The organism is uncultured Senegalimassilia sp. (assembly GCF_902464545.1).
Classification (GTDB): Bacteria; Actinomycetota; Coriobacteriia; order Coriobacteriales; family Eggerthellaceae; genus Senegalimassilia.
This window is the reverse complement of the sequence record NZ_CABQJR010000010.1, coordinates 20,690-39,505: the sequence shown is the minus strand read 5'-3', so window position 1 is coordinate 39,505 and position 18,816 is coordinate 20,690. Positions and strand designations below refer to the sequence as shown.

Genomic DNA, 18,816 nt, shown 5'->3' with positions numbered 1-18,816 from the left:
CTCCCCAACGCGCACGGCGGCCTGTTCCTCCGCCTTGCGCCTGGATTTTCCCGAAGCATCCGTCTGTTCGACTGGATGTTCGGTGCTTTCGACACCCGCGTGAATAGCCGTTCGATCGCTCAAAAACCCGCAAACTCCTTCAGCATCTTGCCTAGCTCCGCGTCTTGCGTGCATTGCCATTGTAGTGCTTTAGTAGGATTTTGGATGCCGAAAATGTACACATTCTCCAAAATAATGATGAAAAGCATTCATGGCGAACATTGGGAAACATAAGGTTTTGGGCATATGAACAAAACCGAGCGAACGTAAAAACGCCCAGAAGGCAAACCTTCCGGGCGTTTGGTTGTCCGTTGCCGGGGGCCGATAGCCCACCTGCCTACAAGCCGCGCCGATTCGACGGCATGCTTGCAGCAACGTTTCGATTTTGCCTTCGCTCAGGCGGGGATGCTAGTCCTCCCAGGCGAAGTCGACCTCGCCGTTGAACACCTTCAGGGCGTCGGCAACGGTGTAGTCGGCCAGCGTGATGGCGCTGATGGCCTTCGTCAGACGAACGGCCTCGTCCAGGCTGCGCTGGTGGATGTTGCGGCCGGTGGCGTTGCCGTCTGCACCGCCCACGTGGATCTGGTCGTGCAGCTGGGTCAGGAACGTCTCGGCGTCGACGGTGGAACCGCCGGCGCAAACCAGGCCCGTGCGGCCTGCTGCCATGGAGGCAACCTTCAGGGCCTCGGCGGCCGTGCGCTTGTCGTCGCCCTCGGGCTTGGGCGGGTTGACCTTCACGAAGTCGGCGCCCAGGCACAGCGCGACGCCGGCGGCGCCCGCGATCAGGTCAGGATCTTTCTCAGCGGTGACGGCCTTGCCGCGCGGGTAGATCCACAGCACGACCAGCAGGCCGTTGGCATGGGCGGCGGCGATAAGCTCGCCAGCCTCGGCCAGCATAGTGGACTCGTACTCGCTGCCCAGGTAGATGGTGTAGCCCAGGCCAACGATGTTCACGCCGTTGTCGCGCATGGCGAGCACGGCCTCCAGGTCGTACAGCTGCGGGCTGTACGGATCTTCCTGGGCGGTCTTGACCAGGTTGGTCTTGGAGTTCATCTTCACCAGGTAGTTGATGTTGGGGTAATCGGCGGCATACTGCGCGATAAGACCACGCTGGCCAGCCAAAACGCCGCACACGCCCTGATCGCCGATCTTGAAGAGATGCTCCGGCTCGGCATCGGCGATGTCGATGCCCTCGCCGTAGAAGTCCTTGTTCAGGTGCTCAACCTTCTGGTCGCACGCGAACAGCATGAGACGGCCCGTGCCACGGGTTGCCTTCATGTAGTTGTCGACGTACGTCTCGCGGACGTCTGCCAGGACGTCGGCAGGTACCTTCACCTGGTCGCGAGTGATCTTGGGCATGATGTTCCTCCTTATAGGATGCAAGTTCCAAGAAAAACGGCGCAGCACGCGCCGCGTGTCTGGGTTCATTTTAACGAAGCGGCAACCCCGCCGCGCCTATCCACCGAAAAAAGCCGCGACCAGCTCGGCAAGCGGCCACTCGCCGGAGCTTTCCCACCGCTGAGGACGCCAGGCGCAAGGGGCATCCGGCATAGCCCCTCCCCCAGTGACCTCGGGAACGGAAAGCGAAAACCTCAGGGATGCCAACAAAGTCAGCGAGGGGCCCCGTGGTGCGTCATATCGCCCTGAAGCAAGCAAGCATTGGCCTCCGGGCCATGCTTGTGCAGCTGAAAGGCGAGATGGCGTGCCACGGGGCCCCGCAGCGTCGAGTCAATCCGCTTGCCGGCAGGCAAGCGGAACAGTTAAAACCACTCTCTCTTGTTTATCACGTACATCTGCTCGAACTCGGTTTGGGACTTCGAGAGGTAGAAGATACCCTCGACGATGGCGATGACCCAAATGGCCCACGACGCCACCGATAGCGTGAGGATGCCGCCCAAAATTGACGTACCCAGCATGATGAAGCCCGAGGTGTTGTAGCCCAGGTAGAACTTGTGCACGCCGAGCCAGCCCAGGAACAGCGCGAGCAAACCCGCCGCCACATGATCCTTTTCGCCGACCGCGGGGGCGGTGTACGGCTGCTGATACCCGTATTGCGTCTGCTGGCCGTACGGGTTCTGCGGCGGCACGGACCCGTAGCCCGGCTGCGCGCCATACGGCTGCTGGGCCGCCTGCGCTTGCGGCTGCGGCTGTGCGTACGGCGACCCTTGCTGCGGCGCGGCGTACGGCTGGGCCGGCTGCTGGGCGCCGGGCTGCGCGGCATAGGGCTGGCCCTGCGCTGGCGCTTCGGGCTGCCAGGCAGCGGTCGGCTGAGTCGGCTGCGGCTGCGCGCCATACGATGCGGGCTGCGCCGGCTGCGCAGCATACGACACCTGCTGCGCCTGCGCATACGGCTGCGGCTGAGGTTGCGGCTCTTGCGGGATAGCAGGGGCCTCCGCAGGCTGCACCGGTTGCTGCGGCTGCTCTGACGCCGCGCGCAAACGCGCTGCGTCGAGGCGTTCCTGCGCGGCCTTCAGCTCCGCCTCGGCGGCGGCCAGCTCGTCGGCTACGCTGCGTTCGTTCATCGGATCCATAGCGTTTCCCTTACCTTTTCTTAGCCAACTTCTCGACCACGCCCATTAGCTGCTCGCGGAAGATCACGCACACCACCGCGACCACGGCGAGCGCCGCAAGTATGACGATGCTCTGCCACACGTTGCCGTCGACCAGGCCGCTTGCCGCATACGTGGAGACCAGGATGCCCGGGATGCGGCCGATGTTGGACAGCAGTAGGAACGTGCGCATGCGCATATCGGTCAACGGCACCAGGTACGTGAAGATGTCCTTCGGCATACCGGGGATGAGGAACAGCACGAACACGATGAGCTCCAGCTTGCCGGACCGCTCGAAACGATCGAACTTATCCATCCACTTCTCGGACACCATATCCTTCACGAACGGCGCGCCCAAGCGGTGCACCACCATGAACACGAACGCACTCGACAAGATGCTGCCCAGCAAGATGACCAGGCCGCCTATCCAGGGACCGTAGAGCATGCCGGCGGCCATCTGCGTGGCCTCGCCGGGGATGAACGCCACCACGATCTGCAGGAACTGCAGCGCTAGCAGGATAAGGAAGCCCATGGGGCCGGCGTTGCGCACGCTGTCGATGACCTGATCGATGCCGCCGGGCTCGAACATCATGTGGATGTAGGGCCACACCAGCCAGCTGACCAGGCTTACGATGCCGATAAACGCCGCCAGGCCCACGATCTTGAAGATATCGCCGCGGCGCACGGGCCTGCCGCGCACCTGCGTTTCCTCGTTGGCTTTCTGTTGCAGCTCTTCCTTGCGCTCGTGCGCGCGCTCGCGAAGGCCCTGATGCTGCCTTTGCTCGCGCTTCTTCTTACGGGCCGCCTTGTTCTTGCGCTTGACGGCGCCCCTTTTGCGGGTGTTCGATTGCGCTCTTGCTTCCTTGCGCTTCAATTAGCCCACTTCGCTTTCCGGCTTAGTCGCCGTTTCGTGCCTTGTCGTACTCGTCTTTGAATGCGGCGAACATGTTCTTCTTTTTCGGGGCCGCCTTCTTCTTGGCGCTTGAGGCCTTGCTCGAAGAAGACGCCTTGCTTGCAGAGGCCACCTTCTTCTGCCCGTCCGACGGGGCCACGGCCTTATCGTATTCCGCCTTGAAATCCTGGAACATGTGCTTGGACTTGCTGAGCTGCTTGCCCGTGGCGTACGCGCCCTTGTTGACCGCCTCGCCGGTTGCGGCGGCCGCCTTGCTGACCACGGGTTTCGCCTTGTCGACGGTGGTGTGCACCTTGTCGACGGCGACGGCGGTTGCGGCGCCGGCCTTCTCCGCCACGCCGCCCTCGCTGTTCAGATCGGCCACCTGAGGGGCGACGAGCATGGCGCCGAGCTGCACCTCTTCACCCTCCACGCCCTCGGCGCCCATATCGGCCAGCGCGGCGCCCATGCCGCGCTTGAAGCCGCGCACCATGTCGGCGGGGATGGTGCGCTTGCCCAGCAGGGCGTTCGACGTTGCGCCGTTATCGGTTTCGAAGCAGTCCACCGTGCCCGTGAGGCGGTTGAACGTGACGTTGCCCACGATGCCGTAAGACTCGCCGTCCTCGCTCATAACGGGAAGGCCCACCCACAGCACGCAGTCGTCCCAGTTCAGGCCTTCTTTCTTGCAGTAAGCCTTACCGCTTGCGGCGGCATCGGGACGGATGATGACGCGGCCATCCACCAGGTCGTAGCCGTCGATGGGGACGAACACGTCGGCGCGATGGAACATCCATAGCAGGTCGGGACGCTTCACCACGAAGCCGATGACGCGTTTCTCCTTCGGGTGGAACACGAAGCGGCGGATCTTGCCGATGCGCTTCGTGCCCTTCTTGCCGCCCAGAACGCGCGTGCCGGTCAGCTCATGGGTGGTGATGAGTTTGCTTGCCATGGAAATCCCCTTATACAGCATGAAGCGGCGCGCCGAAACCTGCCTAGGGCCGGACACGCCGCTTCGGTATCATGATTGGAACAGGATGTTATTCGGCCTTCGGCTCCTCGGCCTGCTCAGCTGCCTCGGCGGCTGCCTCTGCAGCGGGCTCGACGGCCTCGGCCACGGCCTCGACGACCTCCTCGGCCACCTGGCCGGTTTCCTCGGCGTTCTTGGCAACCTGGGAAGCGATGCGCTGACGCGCTGCCTCGATCTTATCGCGCAGCTCGTCGTTGTCCTGGGTGAAGGACGGCTTCAGGTTGCTGGCCACCTCCTGCACGCGGGCAGCGGCCTGACCGGCCACTTCCTGGCCCTTGGCCTGCACGGAGGAGACGACCTCCTGGCCGCGGGCTGCGGCGCTCTGGTACACCTGCTGAGCGTTCACGCCGGCATCGGCGCTGATGTTCTGCGCCTGGCCCCAGGCCTCGTTCACCTTTTCGGCCACCATGGTGCGGGCTTCCTGGCCCGTACGGGGAGCGCACAGCAAAGCCGCCACGGCACCAACGGCTCCACCTGCGAGAAAGATACCAAGTTTGTTGCTCATCACGGCCTCCTAAATATGCGGGACGATCATCTGTGCTGCCATTATACGAGCAAGCCAACAAGGACTCGTCGACTTTCCAATACCTGCAGAAAAAGGTTGCCTTCTTGTTAGATTGCGAAGGGCCCGGATAAAAACCGGGAGGCCAAAAGGCCCCCGTTATCGGCGGTTTTACGCGTCCAGCGCGCTTTCGACCAGCTCGTTGAGAAGATTGGGCAACGTAAGGCCCGCAGCCTTGGCCGCCTGCGCGAACGGGGCTTCAGCGGAGAAGCACGGGTTCGCCACGGCTTCCAAGATGATGGCCTGCGCGCCGTCCCAGATCAGGTCGATGCAGCCGCAGTCGCGCATACCCAAGGCACGATAGGTTTCCAGCACCGCGCGCTCGATCTCGGCGCGGATGGCCTGGGCGTCGGCCTCGCTCGGGGACAGCGACTCGTTGCGCACGGGAACGTGCAGCTCGACGGCGTCGGCGGCCTGTCGCGCCGCGGCGTCGTACCAGCCCTCCTTCGCCACGATCTCCACCGGAGGCAGCGCGAAGGCGTTCCAACCCGTGCCGATGACGGGCACGCTCAGCTGCACGCCATCGACCCACGGCTGCACGAGCGCCCGCTCGCAATCCTTCAACGCCTCGCGCAGCGCCTCGGCCAGCTGCTCGGCATCCTCGACGCGGGACACGCCGTGAGCGGAGCTGCCGGACGCGGGCTTCACACACAGCGGGAAGCTGCCGGGGAAGCGGCTTTCCACCTGGAAAAGCGTCGCTTCCATGCCCCACAGCTCGAACGCGCGGCGCGAGAACGTCAGCGTTTGCGGAACCGTTGCCGTGACCAGGTCCTCCGTGAGGTTATGGTACGCCTGGAGCGCCTCGGCGAGCGCCGCCTTGTCGTAGGCGAGGCGGCACACCGCCGCGCTGCTGCCCACGCACGGCAGGCCGATCGCGGAAAGCGCGTCCTGGATGTCGCCGGATTCGCCGTCGCCGCCGCGCAGGCAGCTGATGGCCGCGTCGGGCTGCGCACGCAGCAGGTCGTCGATGAGGGAGCCGTCCGCCTGGAACAGCTCGGGCTCGTGCTCGGCCTCCTTCAGGGCCGCCATCACGTCGTTCGCCGCGGCAAGCGAGCGCTCTGCCTCGAACGCACCGCCTGCGATCACCGCTATCTTCAAGCCCATCTCGGGCCTCCTTCCTATGTATGTTGCGCGTTAGCCGCGCAACAGCTCGTTGAGAAACGCCACGGAATCCCGCATGGCCCTTAGGGCCACCAGGTCGTCGGCGAAGCTCACGTCTATGCGGGCGATGCCTGCCGTCTCGTCCAGCCATTCGCTGGTGCCCACGATGGGACGCTCGCGCGTTGCGCCCGCCATGGACGGCGGAGCTTCCGGAGCAACGCCGGGCAGCGTGTTCCACTGCCCTGATTCCGCACGTACCTGCAGGTCAACCACCAGGTGCTCCAGCAAATGCGGCAGCGGGGTGCAGTCCATGACCGCGGCGAACACGGTGCCGCGCTCGTTAACGCAGGCATGCTGCGCCAACGTAGGGACCACTGCCAGCACGCGTGACATCAGCTGGGGCGAAGTTGTGCGCGGCGCGGCGCTGAACGCCACCCGACACACCAGGTGCCCGCGCCGCACCTCAATGCGCTCGACGCGGACGGGGTCCGTCGAAGCGTCCCCGCCCGCGCCCGCGCCGTCATGCGTCATCGCAGCGACCCGTTTTTCAGCTGCTCAAGGGTCACCGCGTTGCTGCCCGCCGACTCGATACCGCCCTCGGCCACCGCGCCGGTGAACCCTTGCGAGCCGGAGCCGCTGGAGCCATCGGCGGAATCGCCCGTCGCATCCGCGCCGGCAACGTCGCCGTCAGCGGTTTCGCCATCAGCGACGTCGCCGTTGCCCGCGTCGCTCGACGCGTCGTCCGCGGAGGACGCTTCGGCATCCTGAGCGGGAGCCGGGCTTGCCGGCGCCGCCACGGCACCTTCGCCCGGCGTGCGATCGAGCACCGTCACGCCGTCGACGGCCTCCTCGCGCGGGGCTTCCTTGCCCTGCAACCCGGTGATGAGCTGGCCGAACTGCCAGCCGATATCGCTGAACAGGTTGCCCCAGAACGAGAACCCGTCGCCATCGGTGATGACCAGCTCGCTGCGATCGGCGGAGAAGCGGTAGCGCCCCTGCCCCTGCAGATCGCCGAACGTGAACGTAATGGTCTTCGCCCCGGTGTCGAGCGTGTAGCCGTAAGCGACGTCGCTGGTCAGATGGATCTCCTGGCCATCGACTGTGACCAGGGACGTCGTTCCGTTCGCGTACCACGCGCCTTGGAAGTCGGCGGCGTCGTCATAGCGAAGCCAGCGACCCCACGAGAACGAGCCCACCGTGACCACCACCACGGCGATCGCCACCAGCACGGCGACGACAGGCCAGGTCAAGTGCAGCTCGGGCAGGTTGAACGGGAGCTTGTGCGCCGTTTCGCCCGCCTGCGGCCCTTCGCCGGCTTCCTGCCCTTGCGCGGCATCGCCTTCGGCAACGCCCTGAGCAGCGACATCGGCGCCTTCACCTTCTCCGGTACGTTTGAGCATGCGCTGCCGGCGCTCCAGCCTGCGCTTAGCGGCCTCGCCGGCGATGGCGGCACGGGCGGCATCCTTCGCGTGCTCGGCATCGGCCGCAGAGACGGTCCCCTCCATCTGCTTCGCCTGGTCGGAAGCGGTTTTCTCTGCCTTCGCGACCGAGAAACGCTTCAGGCGGCGCTTCAGCGCGGCGCCTTTGCCTTCCGCCACGGAGGCCTGCTCGGCAGGCGCGGCGGATTCCCCGGGCGCGGAGACCGGGGCGTTCCCGCCCGGCTGCACCGAGGAAGCGTTCAGCGGCTTGCGCGCCTTCGTCGGCTTGCCGGTCCCGCGTTTCGCCACGGAAGGCCTGGACGGTTGCGAGACCGAAGGCCTGGTGGGCTGCGGGGCGGATGACCCCGCGGGTTGCGCAGCGGGCTGTCGTGCAGGCTGAGAACCCGAAGCCCCCTCAGTCCGCGAGACGGGCTGCCCAGCGGTTCGCGCAGCGCCCGCTTCCCCAGCCTGAGCCGGGGTTGCCTGGTTCGCCGCCTGGTTCTGCTTCAGGCGCGTCGAGCTTTGCGGCATGGCGATGCGCCGCTTGGGCCTGCCCGGTGCCGCCACCTGGGCGCCGGCCTGATTCGCCGCGTTCGCGGCAGCATCGTTCGAGCCCGCCGCAGCCGCCTCGGGGCGCACTTCGGGGCGGGCGACCGCCTTGCCCTTAACGGAAGGGCGCGCCGGTTTGCCCGGCGCGCCCTGTTCGTTATTCTGCTTCGGTGGCTTTCGTTTCGTTACCACGTGCAAAATACCTTATCTACGTGCAGTTTTCCTTCAGAATGCTGCGCCGGCTTTACGCCTGGTCGCCGATGACCTCGACGCCGCCCATGTAGGGGACCAGTACCTCGGGAACCTTGATGGTGCCGTCGGCCTGCTGGTAGTTCTCCATGATGGCGGCCATGGTGCGGCCCACCGCCAGGCCGGAGCCGTTGAGCGTGTGGACGTAGCGCGAGCCCTTGAAGTTCTCGGGGTCGCGGTACTTGATGTTCGCACGACGCGCCTGGAAGTCGACGCAGTTGGAGCAGGAGCTGATCTCCTTGTAAGCGCCGTAGCTTGGCAGCCAGACCTCCAGGTCGTAGGTCTTGGCGGCGGAGAACCCGATGTCGCCGGTGCACAGGCTGATCACGCGGTACGGCAGGCCCAGCAACTGCAGGATGTTCTCGGCGTCGTTGACCATGGACTCCAGCTCGTCGTAGCTTTCCTCGGGCTTGGCGTACTTGACCATCTCCACCTTGTCGAACTGGTGCACGCGGATGAGGCCGCGCGTGTCGCGACCGGCGCTGCCGGCCTCCTCGCGGAAGCACGGGGTGAACGCGCAGTAGTGAAGCGGCAGGTCGGAGGCCTCGAGCACCTCGCCAGAGTGGATGTTGGTCAGCTGCACCTCGGCCGTGGGGATCAGGTAGAGGCCCTCACGGGTTTTGAACAGGTCGTCCTCGAACTTGGGCAGCTGGCCGGTGCCGGTCAGCGTGTCGGCGTTTGCCATGGCCGGGCACCACCACTCGGTGTAGCCGCGGCTGGTGTGCGTGTCGGCCATGAAGTTGATGATGGCGCGCTCCAGGCGTGCGGCCTGGCCGCGCAGCAGGACGAAGCGGCTGGCAGCCAGCTTCACGGCGCGCTCGGGCTCGAGCATGTGCAGGTCGGCGCCCAGGTCCCAGTGAGGCTTCATCTGGATGCCCTCGGCCTCGAAGTCGCGCGGGGTGCCCCAGCGGCGCACCTCGGGGTTGTCGTTCTCGTCATCGCCCACGGGGGTGGTGTCGGCCGGCATGTTCGGCGTGCGCAGCAAGATGTCGTGCAGCTCGGAATCGGCGGCCTCGCGCTTGGCAGAGACGGCGGCCAGCTGGTCGTTGATCTCGCGGACGCGATCCTTGGCGGCCTCGGCCTTGTCCTTCTCGCCGGCGGCCATCATCTGGCCGATGCTCTTGGACGTGGCGTTGCGCTCGGCCTGCAGGGCCTCCTCCTCGGTGATGGCGGCACGACGGGCTTCGTCAAGTTCGGAGAAGCGCGACGCGTCCCATGAAGCATGACGGTTCTTCATCGCCTGGGCGACGGCTTCCTGGTTTTCGCGAACGAACTTAAGATCTAGCATTGCGCGCTCCCCTTCTATGAATCGGTTGTAGTAGAGCAGTTTCCCAGTATAGCGCAGCGAACGCGCGTGCGGCACGGGCGATAAGGGGCCTTCACGGGAGCGGCATGCGAAGGCGCAGGGATTGCGAGGGCGCAGGATCGAAGGTCGGGTCGCCGGCCCTGGGAGGTCGGCAAGTGAGACGCACGGGACCAAAGACCGGGCCGCCAGTCCTGGGCCGACGGCGAATGAGACGGAAGCTTTTCGCCGGATCATGGCTGAGAACGCGAGTTTTCCGAATTTCCAGAGGCAGTTCCGGGCGCCCAATGCCGCCGAGGCGACGACATGCAGCCGTTTGCTACAAAATCGAACGCGTTCGTTACGATCTCGGGAAATGAGCACCGTCAAACATTCGGAAAACTCGTGTTCCGGGACGCGGAAGCCGGAAAACCTTCCTCCCCCAGACCGGCAAGGACGAAACCGCGGTGCCAGCAAGCCTGCAGAACCGCGCCCCCAAGCTCAACCGGACACCCCAATCGTCCGCGGCGCGAACCGGACGCAAGGGGCTTCGTACGCACGCCGATCGTTGCGACTGTGCGATAACCGTGCAATAGGCGCTTAATGCAGAAAGGCCCGCGAATCGGTAGCGATAATGGGAGCATGGAAACGATCACGAACATAGCCGACCGGCTTTTCCGCAAGGTGAAGCCGGTCGATCCCGCCTTTGGAGGCGAAGCTGCCGAGACGGCTGAGGAAGCCGCTTCGGGGAAGGCGTCGGGGCAAACCCGACCGCAAACCCGAGGCGTTTTCTCCGCCGAAACCCGCACGCCGGCGTTTTGCGCCATCGACTGCCCGGGCCGCTGCCCGCTTGAGCTGCACCTGCGCGACGGCGAGCTTGCGCGCGTGTCTGCGAACAAGGCCGCCCCCGCCTGCCACCGCGGGCTGTCCATGCGCGCATGGGCGAACAGCCCCGATCGTCTTATGTGGCCCATGCGCCGCGTCGGGCCACGCGGCTCCGCGCAGTTCGAGCGCGTGACCTGGGACGAAGCGCTCGACGAGATAGCCGATCAGCTTGCCCGCATCCGCCGCGAGCACGGCAACGAGTCCATCTACCTGGCTTACACCACCGGGCAATCATGCACCACCGCCGACCCGTTCGAGCGGCTCATGAACTGCTTCGGCGGCTTCCTGGACCACTACAACAACTACTCGAATCCGCAGATCAACGCCATGGTCCGCAGCATGTACGGGCCCGGTGCGCTCTACCCCGGCGGCAGCGAACTCGATGCCGCCGCCGATGCGTGGCTCGTGCTGGTGTTCGGCGCTTCGCCGGCGGAAACGGGAACAGGCCGCGCCACGTGGCACGGCGCTTGGGACCGCGTGGTCGAGCAGGTGGGCGAACGCGGCGGTCGCATCGTGATGGTCGACCCGCGCCGCAACGGTTCCATCCCCAAGCGCAAAGCATCCGCAAGCGACGGCGAGCGCGAGGGGCAGGCGCCGGCGGTTTGCGACGCCTCGCTGCCGGGCGGCCGCAAGCACGAGGGACGGTCGGCGGCACCCGCTTGCGGCGGCACGCTGTTGAGCGACGCCACGTCGAGTGGGGAAACTGTTTCCTGGTTGCCCATCAACCCCGGGACTGACGGTGCACTGGCGGCATCGCTCCTGCACGAGCTGGCGTTCACGCACAACGCGCTGGATTGGGACTTCTTGCGCGAGCGCTGCATCGGATTCACCGACGAGACGCTGCCCGAACGCTGGCGCAACCTAGGACTTTCCGTAATGGATTACCTGCGCGGCACCGGCTACGACCACGTGGCGAAAACGCCCGCGTGGGCCGCGGCGATCACCGGCATCCCCGTAGACGACATCCGCGAACTGGCCGCGCAGCTTGCCACCGCACGGCCCGCGTTCATCATGCAAGGCTGGGGTCCGCAGCGTCGCAGCAACGGCGAGATGACCAGCGGCATGATCATGATGCTGGTTGCAGCGCTCGGACAGGTAGGTCTGCCCGGTACGAACAACGGCATGAACGTCGCCTGGGGCGGCGGCTTCCTCACGCGAGTTTCCGCAGGCGAGAACCCTGTTCCCTTCCGCATCCCGGCGTATCGGTTCCTCGATGCCATCGAGAAGGGCGAAGCGCTGGGCGCACGCGAGGGCGTTCGCGGGCTGTCCGAAGCAGGTTGCAGCGATACTGAGAAAGCGAGTACCACAGGGGAAGCGAAGTCGAAGCAGAATCCCTGCAATGAACGTGCAACAGATTCCGTACAACATCAAGACCGCGCCGCGCACCTCCCCTGCAGCATCAAGGCGATCATCTGCCACGGCGGCAATTGCCTGACCAACCAGCACGGCGACGTCAACCGCGCGCACCGCGTGCTGGGCGACCCGTCGAAGTGCGAGTTCATCCTGAACGTGGACGTGGAGTTCACCGATTCCGCTCGCTACGCCGACATCGTGCTGCCCGACCTGTTCCGCATGGAACAGGAAAGCGCGATGGACGCCGACGCCTGGGGCCGGCGCATCGCCGTCAGCACCGGGGAGCTGGGCGCGCGCTTCGAGCGTCGCGGTGCCTGGGAAATGTGCTGCGACCTGGCGAAACGTTGGGGAATCGCAGATGCGTTCACCGAAGGACGCACGGAAGGCGAATGGATTCGCCACCTGTACGAGAGCGACCGCGAGCGCAGCGCCGGACTGCCGGCGTTCGACCGGCTGATCGAGGAAGGGCTCGCCTGGCGGACCGACCACAACAAGCCGTTCGTGGCGCTTGCCGATTGGCGAAGCGACCCCGATGCGCATCCACTCGACACGCCATCGGGCAAGATCGAGCTGTTCAGCGAACAGCTCGCCGCCGCGGCCGAGGCGCTGCGCGGCGCACCCGACGAGGGCGCCATCACGCCCATCCCCACCTACGTTCCCGAATGGGGCCCGGCAGAGTTCGCCGTCGAGCAGGCTGCGGACAACGGGGCGCAGGAACCGGACGCCGGGCTGTGCGCAGACGGCCAGGGGAGCAAATCAGGCACCGACCTTCCCACAAGCAGTCGCAGAAGCGAAGCAATCGCCGAACCCGCCTGCGACCAGCCGCTTCGCGTGTTCGGCTTCCATAGCGTCGCACGCATCCATTCGTCATGGGGCAACGTGCCCGCGGTTTCGCGACGTGTGCCGCAGATCATCTCGATCAACCCCGCGGACGCCAACACGCGAGGCATCGCGACCGGCGACCTGGTAGAGGCGTCGAACCGTTTCGGCACGCTGCATCTTCCCGCGCACGTCACCGATGACGTGATCGCCGGCACCATCGTCATGCCGCAAGGCGCCTGGTGGCAAGCGGAAAGCCACGGCACGCAAGACACGCCCGGAGCCGCCAGCGTCCGCACCGCCAGCGCCGATGCCGCCGAGCCCGTCGATGTCGGCGGATGCATCAACACGCTCACCACCAGCCGCCCCTCGCCGTTGGCGTTCGGCAACCCCCAGCACACCTGCTGGTGCCGCCTTCGCAAACCCTGACACCCGGGGACGGAGGCTTATCTGTCCGAAACCAACCGCTCCGCCCAACGGTTCCGCGGCCCTGCCCTGACGGTTCGGGGGCCGAGGCACAAGGGTTCGAGGCGTCAGAATCCGAACCACGGCCCATCAAAGTCGAGCTGCCATGACTCAAAACGCAAGGGTTCAAGACATCGATCCCGAATCCCTTCGAACTGTTGCAGTTTGTTGCTAATCGTGGGTTGTTCTTCGTTCTTAGCGCGACCGGAGCGGAAACGGTGTAGTATACTTTGGCTTTGTAATACGCGCCCTCGAGCGCTTGCGAACGAACCGTTAGGAACAGCATGGATTGGATCGGCCTGTACCACTTTCTTTTCGAGACATATGCCGGCATGGGCATTATGATCGGTGCGGGTCTTGTCATCAGCCTTATCGCATGCATCATCATGGAGCGTCGCACCCGCAAAACGTTCGTCGACCGCCCGAAGGGCAAGGACGACTGGTCCTTCTTCGACGATGACGACGAGGAAGATTCCGAATAACCACGCGGCGGCCACTCACTCACACCTGCCGCCGAACCGCCCCGCAACGCCAATACGCGGGGCGGTTTCTTTTTGCCCTAACGCAAAAGAGCCCGCAAGCACAACGCTTGCGGGCTCTTCGTCTCCCAGTTCAAAGCTACAGTGCGAAGCCGATGGCGTCCAGCACGTACTTCGGCACCATGAAACGCACCGTCTTCTGCGGGTCCACCATCTGGCACACCTGCACGTCGGCGACCAGCGACAGCAGCATGACCAGATCGGCCTCGGACTCGTTCGTGCGAGAAGCCAGCAGGTCGACCATCTGCTGAACGGCCAGCTCAGCGGCCGCATCCAGCGATTCCGCGGACACGATGATGCCGAAATGCGTATCGTTCTCGATCAGCGGGTTCACCAGCTTCAGCTCGGGCATGGCCGTCAGCGTGACGGTAGCGTAGCCCGCAACCTCGGCGCCGGAAACGCTGACCTCGCCGTCGCCCATGGCCGCGTGCATGTCGCCGCAGCCGAACAGCGCGCCGTCGACCGCCACGGGGAAGTACAGCGTGGCGCCGGTGGTGATCGCCGTGTTGTCCATGTTGCCGCCGTGGCTGCCCGGCGTGCCGCAGTTCACCGGCTCGCCCTCGGGAGCCACGCCGATGACGCCGATCATGGGGCGCAGCGGGATGTTCAGGCGCTCATCCCAAGCAAGCGTGTTGCCCTGGATCTTGCAGTAATGCGTGGCCCACTCGGTGAAGCGGTTGCCGCACACGCCTTCGTCCTGGCCGGTTGCGGAGCAGGTCTGCTCGTCGAACTCGATGTTCTCGATGCGCACCTTCAGCGCGCCGCCCGCCTTCGCGCCCTCGACGAACACCGGGCCGGTCGCCGGGTTGACGGCGTCCCAATCCAGGTCATCCATGGTGTCCTGAGGACCGGTCAGCTGATTGCTGAAGCAGTCCTTCGTGCGGATGCGCACCGTCTCGCCGGACTTCACGGTCAGCACCGGCTCAAGATCGCGGTCGAAGAAGAACAACGTCTTATCGTCGTTAAGCTCGATCATGGGTTTCCTTCCTATCCCTGTAAGGCCGCGGCACCGCGCCGACGGCCGTTCTTGCGTTATCCCGCAACGTCGCTTCGCCCGAACGTCAGGGGCAGAAGCTATTCGTCGCTCTCGTCATAATACTCGGGGTCGGGCAGAAGATAGGCGGCGAACAGCATAATGCCCGCGGAAACGACCAACGAGGCCACATCGGCAGGATCGGTGAAGGCGGATGAGGAAGGAGCCCCGCAAATCGCCGCCAAAACGAACCCGGCCACCAGCACGGCCGCGCCCGCCAGCACGCCGAAGGACGCGAACAGCCGCGTGGGGCGCCAACGCAGCAGGGCGCATGCACCCGCCGCAAGCACCCAGCTCGCCGCCATGATCCATGTGCCCGGCTCCAACAACATGGCCGCCATCCGGTCGATCACCGCATCGCTTGCGAACGCCGCCGTCGAGAAATGCCAGGTGGCGGACACGTCCCACCCCATGAACGAGGTGCTTCCCAAGCCTGCCAGCATGAACCCGCATAGCACCTGGAACGCCGCGGTCGCCATCGCCGCAACCGGGCGCAGCGCAAAACCCGCCGCCAACGGGCCGAGCGGCCCCAACCCGATCGCACCGGCAAGCGGCGTCGCCAGCGCGACGTTCGCGGTGGCATCGCCCGCGCGACCCAGATACCACCACCACACGCCAGCGCCCGCCAGCAGCACGCATCCCGCAGCAGGCACGCCGCACATCACCAGCATGGCCGACAGGGAAACGAATCCCAGAAGCGCGCCCAGATGAGAGCGAAGCGCGCCGACAAGCGCGATGAGCAGCAGCAACCCCCAGAACAGCGGGTTGGCAAACCCTTCGGTCTGCGAGAGGTTCTGCAGCGCAACAAACGCCAGCAGCGCCGATCCCACCGCGCCGCACGCATGCGAGCCGAAGAACAGCAGCTCGGGGGTGATGCGATCGCGCAACGGGATGCCGGGCTCACGAGGCTGCGGCTCAGGCTCCTCTTCCTCCTCCGGACCGGCCGCGATGTCGGCCAGCTCCGCACGGCCCTTCGCCGGGTCGCCCAAAAACGGCGAAAGCTCCTCAGCGAAATCCGCCACCGACTCGTAGCGCTCCTCGCGCTCGGGATCCAAGGCGTAGAAGATGGGGTCGTCCGCGGCCGGATCGAGGTTGTCCCAGCACAGCGACGGCAGCACCAATTCGCCGTCCTCGATGGCCTCCTGCGCCTGGAACAGGTTCGGAGCCAAGAACGGATTCTCGCCCGCAAGCATCTCGTACGTCACCGACGCGAGCGCCCACTCGTCGCACCGCGCGTCAAGGTTCTCCTGGCGCATCTGCTCAAGCGGCATGTAGCCGATAGTGCCACCGCCCGCCACGCCGAACCCCTGCGCGTCGGCCAAGGTTGCCAGACCGAAATCGGTTACCTTGACCTGGCCTGATGCGTTGATGAGTATGTTGTCGGGCTTGATATCCAGATGCAGCACGCCGTTCTCGTGCGCCACCTCAAGCGCGTGCGCCACCGCGTCGAACACGACGGCGACCACATCAAGCGTCAGCCGATCGTCGTGGTCGCGCAGCAGCTCAGTGAGCGTCATGCCCTCGACGTACTCCATGATCAGGTACGCCGTGGAATCCTGGATCTCGAAGTCGTACACCGCGACGATGCTGGGATCCGACAGCATGGCCGCCGTGCGCGCCTCGTCCAATCCGGGGATGCGCGAGAGCGTGCGCACCAGCGGGCGGCTGGCAGGGTCGACCGCATTCGTCAGGCTGACCGACTGACCGGGCAGAAGCTGGTTAGGAAACGAATCGGCGCTCGCCGGGTCCGCAGGATCGAATCCCGCAAAGCCGGGCCCAACTTCGCGGGCGGGAGCGCTCGTCGGCTCCGCCGGTGCATCGGGGCCGTCGGGGACCCCAGCATCCTCGACCCCCGCAAAACCCGCTTCCTCGGGCAAATCTTCCCAAGGGGGAACGTCTGCCGGATCGATGGCGGTCGCCGAAGATGCCGCGGAACCCGCCGTATGCGCGCCCGTTACGCCGAAGCTTTGAGAACCAGCCGAGCTTTCGCCGCGCTCATCAGGGGAAACGTCAAGCGCATCGGCCCCAGGGAGGGCAGCGCGCAACAACTCGGCCTCGGACAGGGGGATGCACTTGATGGCCACCTTGCGCTGGATGCGCGTATCCCATGCCACCTGCACCGTACCGAAGCCGCCGACCCCCGCCTTGGCAAGGGGCTTGTATCGATTGAGTATCAGCTGCGTTTTAGTCATGCGCACATTATATTGCAGGGCGCAGCAGGGGCGGCCGCACACCGACGAATAGGGGCTCCCCACAGCGAAACCCTCGCCCGCACGCTCAAACCCAGCGGCAAACACCCGCGACCCCGCACCGCCGGCGCCTTCCCTTCCCGCGCGAAAATTTTCCGCAGATACCCTACTCGGTGCCTCGGATTTATGCGGGCATGCCTATCATGGAACGGTCATCAAAGGCGCGACAACGCTCGGCGAAGCCGCAACGCACCAAGATAGACGGCGCCCCCGGCCGCAAAACGCAACGCAGCGCATTGCCGTCCGGGGAACACAGCCTATCGGCGCGCAGCCAAGCCCCGCTGCCGCAAACGAAAACGCAAGAAGGCACGCATGACCGAGTACAACGAACTGACACCTGAGCTGGTACTGGAGCTCAAAGCCATTGTCGGCAAGGACAACTACTATTTCGCCGACGACATCAACGAGGATTTCGCACACGACGAGATGCCCATCTACGGCACGCACATGCCCGACGCCGTGGTGATGCCCGCGGACACCGAGGAAGTGTCCGCCATCATGAAGCTATGCAACGAGAACCGCATCCCCGTCACGGTGCGCGGCGCCGGCACCGGCCTAGTGGGCGGCAGCACGCCGATGCTCGGAGGCGTGGTCCTGTGCACCATGCGCATGGACAAGATCATCGCCTACGACATGAGCAATCTGAACGTGCGCGTTCAACCCGGCGTGCGCCTGTGCGACCTGGCCGCCGACGCCATCGGGCACGGCTTCATGTACCCGCCCGACCCCGGCGAGAAGACCGGCTCGCTCGGCGGCAACGTCAGCACCAACGCCGGCGGTATGCGCGCCGTGAAGTACGGCACCACGCGCGACTACGTGCTGGCCATGACCGTGGTCCTGCCGAGCGGCGAAGTGATGCACCTAGGCCGCCCCGTGACGAAGGCGAGCAGCGGCTACAGCCTGTTGCACCTGATCATCGGCTCGGAAGGCACGCTCGGCGTCATCACCGAGCTCACCATGAAGCTGCTCCCCAACCCGCAGGAGGACATGAGCTTCATCCTTCCGTTCGAGAACATCGAGGGCGCCATCAACACGGTGCCGAAGATCAAGCTCGCTGGTTTGAACCCGCAATCCATCGAGTTCATGGAACGCGACATCGTGGATTCCGCCGCGAACTTCAGCGGGACGAAGATCATCCCCACCAAGGTCAACGACCGCGAAGTGGGCGCGTACATCCTGGTCACGCTCGACGGCAACGACGAAGACGAGATCTTCCAGCGCGCCGAGATGCTGGCGGGCATCGCCGACGAGTCGGGCGCCTTCGACACGCTGGTGCTCAGCCAGCCTTCCGACAAGCGCGACGTTTGGGCTGTTCGCAGCGCGTTTTTGACCGCCATCGAAGCCGACACGCGCTTCCTGGACGAAATGGACGTGGTGGTACCCGTCGACAAGATCCCGTCGTTCCTCAGCTTCGTGCTGGGCGTCGGCGAGGGGCACGGCATGCGCATCCGCTCGTTTGGCCACGCCGGCGACGGCAACCTGCACATCTACTGCTGCGGAAACGAGGGCATGGACAAGGACGCGTTCCTGGAGCAGTCGGCGAAGGTGATGGAGGCCGCGTACGCCAAGTGCGCCGAGCTGGGCGGCCAGGTGTCCGGCGAACACGGCATCGGCCACGCCAAGCGCACCTATCTGCGCGAGAACCTGGGCGACACCGCCATCGAGCTGATGGCCGGCATCAAGCGCGTGTTCGACCCCAACAACATCCTGAACCCGGGCAAGGTCTGCCAATAACACCAGGTCACACGGCGATTCGCTTAGCATCGACCTCCCAGCGGCCCGTCTGTGCCACCTATCGCAGGCGG

14 protein-coding genes are annotated in these 18,816 nt (G+C 65.3%); 3 read left to right on the top strand and 11 right to left on the bottom strand.

What is annotated here, in order from left to right; all coding sequences use genetic code 11:
* Positions 1-447: 447 nt before the first annotated feature.
* The 9 genes from RDW26_RS04225 to serS form a co-directional block, all read right to left on the bottom strand.
* A complete protein-coding gene (locus tag RDW26_RS04225; protein WP_307982651.1) occupies positions 448-1,398 on the bottom strand; it encodes a hypothetical protein in 951 nt (316 codons plus the stop codon).
* 401 nt (positions 1,399-1,799) lie between these two features.
* Positions 1,800-2,570 (bottom strand): TM2 domain-containing protein, encoded by a 771-nt coding sequence (locus RDW26_RS04220; RefSeq protein ID WP_298628891.1) that lies wholly within the window; start codon positions 2,568-2,570, stop codon positions 1,800-1,802.
* A 10-nt stretch (positions 2,571-2,580) separates the two neighbouring features.
* A complete protein-coding gene (locus tag RDW26_RS04215; RefSeq protein ID WP_307982650.1) occupies positions 2,581-3,462 on the bottom strand; it encodes a TVP38/TMEM64 family protein in 882 nt (293 codons plus the stop codon).
* A gap of 22 nt (positions 3,463-3,484) precedes the next feature.
* Positions 3,485-4,429, bottom strand: coding sequence for a PRC-barrel domain-containing protein (locus RDW26_RS04210; RefSeq protein WP_307982649.1), 945 nt, complete (start codon positions 4,427-4,429; stop codon positions 3,485-3,487).
* Between the two features lie 88 nt (positions 4,430-4,517).
* Positions 4,518-5,012 carry a YtxH domain-containing protein gene (locus tag RDW26_RS04205; RefSeq protein ID WP_298628896.1) on the bottom strand — a complete coding sequence of 165 codons (495 nt, stop codon included), beginning with the start codon at positions 5,010-5,012 and terminating at the stop codon, positions 4,518-4,520.
* Positions 5,013-5,180: 168 nt separating this feature from the next.
* The gene (locus RDW26_RS04200; RefSeq protein WP_307982648.1) at positions 5,181-6,173 is read right to left on the bottom strand and encodes an ATP-grasp domain-containing protein; all 993 of its coding nucleotides are present in this window, start codon (positions 6,171-6,173) and stop codon (positions 5,181-5,183) included.
* Between the two features lie 30 nt (positions 6,174-6,203).
* Positions 6,204-6,701 carry a hypothetical protein gene (locus RDW26_RS04195; protein WP_307982647.1) on the bottom strand — a complete coding sequence of 166 codons (498 nt, stop codon included), beginning with the start codon at positions 6,699-6,701 and terminating at the stop codon, positions 6,204-6,206.
* On the bottom strand, positions 6,698-8,329 hold the full coding sequence (locus RDW26_RS04190) for a hypothetical protein (protein ID WP_307982646.1): 1,632 nt from the start codon (positions 8,327-8,329) through the stop codon (positions 6,698-6,700). The genes RDW26_RS04195 and RDW26_RS04190 overlap by 4 nt, the downstream gene beginning before the upstream one ends.
* 52 nt (positions 8,330-8,381) lie before the next feature.
* Positions 8,382-9,674, bottom strand: a complete 1,293-nt coding sequence (serS, locus tag RDW26_RS04185) for a serine--tRNA ligase (RefSeq protein ID WP_307982645.1) — start codon at positions 9,672-9,674, stop codon at positions 8,382-8,384.
* Positions 9,675-10,310: 636 nt separating this feature from the next.
* Between serS and RDW26_RS04180 the strand changes: the two genes are divergently transcribed.
* Complete coding sequence (locus RDW26_RS04180; RefSeq protein ID WP_307982644.1) at positions 10,311-13,154, top strand: molybdopterin-dependent oxidoreductase; 2,844 nt, start codon at positions 10,311-10,313, stop codon at positions 13,152-13,154.
* Positions 13,155-13,474: 320 nt separating this feature from the next.
* Positions 13,475-13,672: a DUF6724 family protein gene (locus RDW26_RS04175; RefSeq protein ID WP_042432175.1), complete on the top strand. Its 198-nt coding sequence runs from the start codon at positions 13,475-13,477 to the stop codon at positions 13,670-13,672.
* Between the two features lie 136 nt (positions 13,673-13,808).
* Here RDW26_RS04175 and RDW26_RS04170 read toward each other — a convergent pair whose 3' ends face one another.
* Positions 13,809-14,705, bottom strand: coding sequence for an acetamidase/formamidase family protein (locus tag RDW26_RS04170; RefSeq protein WP_307982643.1), 897 nt, complete (start codon positions 14,703-14,705; stop codon positions 13,809-13,811).
* A gap of 98 nt (positions 14,706-14,803) precedes the next feature.
* Positions 14,804-16,954, bottom strand: coding sequence for a protein kinase (locus RDW26_RS04165; protein ID WP_307982642.1), 2,151 nt, complete (start codon positions 16,952-16,954; stop codon positions 14,804-14,806).
* Between the two features lie 369 nt (positions 16,955-17,323).
* Here RDW26_RS04165 and RDW26_RS04160 point away from each other — a divergent pair, with 369 nt between their 5' ends.
* On the top strand, positions 17,324-18,745 hold the full coding sequence (locus RDW26_RS04160) for an FAD-binding oxidoreductase (RefSeq protein ID WP_307982641.1): 1,422 nt from the start codon (positions 17,324-17,326) through the stop codon (positions 18,743-18,745).
* Positions 18,746-18,816: the final 71 nt, after the last annotated feature.

Excerpts from the sequence above, each read along its gene's own strand:
- RDW26_RS04205 (WP_298628896.1), bottom strand. The coding sequence starts at position 5,012 with ATGAGCAACAAACTTGGTATCTTTCTCGCAGGTGGAGCCGTTGGTGCC.
- RDW26_RS04220 (WP_298628891.1), bottom strand. The coding sequence starts at position 2,570 with ATGGATCCGATGAACGAACGCAGCGTAGCCGACGAGCTGGCCGCCGCC.
- RDW26_RS04200 (WP_307982648.1), bottom strand. The coding sequence starts at position 6,173 with ATGGGCTTGAAGATAGCGGTGATCGCAGGCGGTGCGTTCGAGGCAGAG.
- RDW26_RS04175 (WP_042432175.1), top strand. The coding sequence starts at position 13,475 with ATGGATTGGATCGGCCTGTACCACTTTCTTTTCGAGACATATGCCGGC.
- RDW26_RS04195 (WP_307982647.1), bottom strand. The coding sequence starts at position 6,701 with ATGACGCATGACGGCGCGGGCGCGGGCGGGGACGCTTCGACGGACCCC.
- serS (WP_307982645.1), bottom strand. The coding sequence starts at position 9,674 with ATGCTAGATCTTAAGTTCGTTCGCGAAAACCAGGAAGCCGTCGCCCAG.
- RDW26_RS04180 (WP_307982644.1), top strand. The coding sequence starts at position 10,311 with ATGGAAACGATCACGAACATAGCCGACCGGCTTTTCCGCAAGGTGAAG.
- RDW26_RS04165 (WP_307982642.1), bottom strand. The coding sequence starts at position 16,954 with ATGACTAAAACGCAGCTGATACTCAATCGATACAAGCCCCTTGCCAAG.
- RDW26_RS04210 (WP_307982649.1), bottom strand. The coding sequence starts at position 4,429 with ATGGCAAGCAAACTCATCACCACCCATGAGCTGACCGGCACGCGCGTT.
- RDW26_RS04170 (WP_307982643.1), bottom strand. The coding sequence starts at position 14,705 with ATGATCGAGCTTAACGACGATAAGACGTTGTTCTTCTTCGACCGCGAT.
- RDW26_RS04160 (WP_307982641.1), top strand. The coding sequence starts at position 17,324 with ATGACCGAGTACAACGAACTGACACCTGAGCTGGTACTGGAGCTCAAA.
- RDW26_RS04225 (WP_307982651.1), bottom strand. The coding sequence starts at position 1,398 with ATGCCCAAGATCACTCGCGACCAGGTGAAGGTACCTGCCGACGTCCTG.